Source organism: Mesorhizobium sp. M1A.F.Ca.IN.020.06.1.1, assembly GCF_004023265.1.
In the GTDB taxonomy this organism is placed as follows: domain Bacteria; phylum Pseudomonadota; class Alphaproteobacteria; order Rhizobiales; family Rhizobiaceae; genus Mesorhizobium.
The window spans coordinates 3,441-5,052 of the sequence record NZ_RZSR01000406.1 but is presented as its reverse complement, the minus strand read 5'-3'; the positions used below and the strand labels follow the sequence as shown (position 1 = coordinate 5,052).

Genomic DNA, 1,612 nt, shown 5'->3' with positions numbered 1-1,612 from the left:
CTGCTCCGGCTGGCAACCGTCGACATCGGTTCCTGGGTGCTGCCGCTGGTGGCGCTTGCGCTGGTCGCGCCGCGCGCCGGCATCGGCAGCCGCTTCGTCCACTACGTCGTCGCCTCCAACTGGGCCTCCGCGATCATCGCCTGGCTGATGCTGCCGTCGGCGCTGCTGAGGCTGTTCCTGCCCTCGACCGACGAGGTCAGCGGCCTGGTCTCGCTGCTTCTGTTCGCGCTGTCGATGGTGCTGACCTGGCGCATGACCAACGCGACGATCGGCAAGGGCGCGGCTGCCGGCACCGCGGTGTTTGTCGGCATGTTCGTCGCCTCGCTGCTCGTCTTGTTCGGGCTGCAGGCGCTGCTCGGCATCGACATTCCGGACGGCGCGAGGGGCTAGGTCTCCGCGTCCTCTGCCGCGGCGGGTTTGTCAGCCGTCGCCGGATAATCCACCCCGACCAAGAACAGGCCGTCGGGCGGCGCTACCTGTCCGCAGGCTGCCCGGTTGCGCGCTTCGAGCGCTGCCTTGAGATCGGCGGCGCTCCAGGAGCCGTCGCCCACCCTGCGCAGTGAGCCGACCATCGAGCGCACCTGGTTGTGCAGGAAGGAGCGCGCCGAGGTTCGCACCTCAATGAGATCTCCGGCGCGGGTGACATCGAGACGGTCAAGCGTGCGCACCGGGCTTTCGGCCTGGCACTGGGTGGAGCGGAAGGTGGTGAAATCGTGCCGCCCGAGCAGCACCTTCGCCGCCTCGTGCATGGCCTCGGCATCGAGCCGTTTCGGTACCCACCAGACCTTGCCCTTTTCAAGCGCCGACGGGGCGCGGCGGTTGAGGATGCGATAGAGATAATGGCGGCCGGTGGCCGAAAACCGCGCATCGAAATCGTTGGCGACGACGGCAGCCTTGAGGATGGCGATGCGCGCGCCGGCTGCCTGCAGATGGGCGTTGACGGCGTCGCGCACCTTGTCGCCCGCCCAGTCCCTGGCCAGATCCACATGGGCCACCTGGGCGGTCGCGTGCACGCCGGCATCGGTGCGGCCGGCGGCACGTATTCGCACCTCTTCGCCGCAGAACTTTTCGATCGCCTGCTCGATCGCCTGCTGCACCGAAAGCTGGTCCGCCTGATGCTGCCAGCCGGCGAATTGGCTGCCGTCATATTCGATATCGAGTCGAAAACGCGGCATGCCAGCTCTGCGTTCGCGCTCGCCTAGGCGGCCAGCGCGGTGAAGGCCGAAGCGTATAGCAGTCTGCCGGCCTCGGGCGCGTCGCCCCAGGCCAGCGCCTGCAGCGCCTCGCCCTGGTATTCGCTCTCGAATTTCTCGGCGCGGGCGTGGGTGTAGCCGAAGCGGCCGTAATAGGCCGGATCGCCGAGCACCACCGCCAAAGCCTCGCCGGCTTCCTTCAGGCGGACATGCGCCTCGCGGATCAGCGCGCCGCCGATGCCGGTGCCGTGGAAGGACGGCTCGACGGCCAGCGGCGCCAGCGCCACGGCCGCGAAGCGCTTGCCGCCGTTCTGCACAAAAAGCCTGGAAAACAGGATGTGGCCGACGACCTGGCCATCTTCTTCCGCAACCAGCTCGACGACGGCGTCGCCGCCGGTGACCAGCGCATCGACCAGGCC

2 protein-coding genes and 1 pseudogene are annotated in these 1,612 nt (G+C 68.5%); 1 reads left to right on the top strand and 2 read right to left on the bottom strand.

Annotation, left to right across the window (positions count from 1 at the left end; genetic code table 11):
* Window positions 1-390, top strand: a pseudogene (locus EOA60_RS18270) (transporter); the annotation flags it as partial.
* Here the strand turns inward: EOA60_RS18270 and truA are convergent.
* Complete coding sequence (truA, locus tag EOA60_RS18265; protein WP_095799013.1) at window positions 387-1,175, bottom strand: tRNA pseudouridine(38-40) synthase TruA; 789 nt, start codon at window positions 1,173-1,175, stop codon at window positions 387-389. The pseudogene EOA60_RS18270 and the gene truA sit on opposite strands and share 4 nt — an antisense overlap.
* 23 nt (window positions 1,176-1,198) lie before the next feature.
* Window positions 1,199-1,612: N-acetyltransferase (locus tag EOA60_RS18260; RefSeq protein ID WP_164899387.1), on the bottom strand; the 414-nt coding region annotated here is incomplete at its 5' end.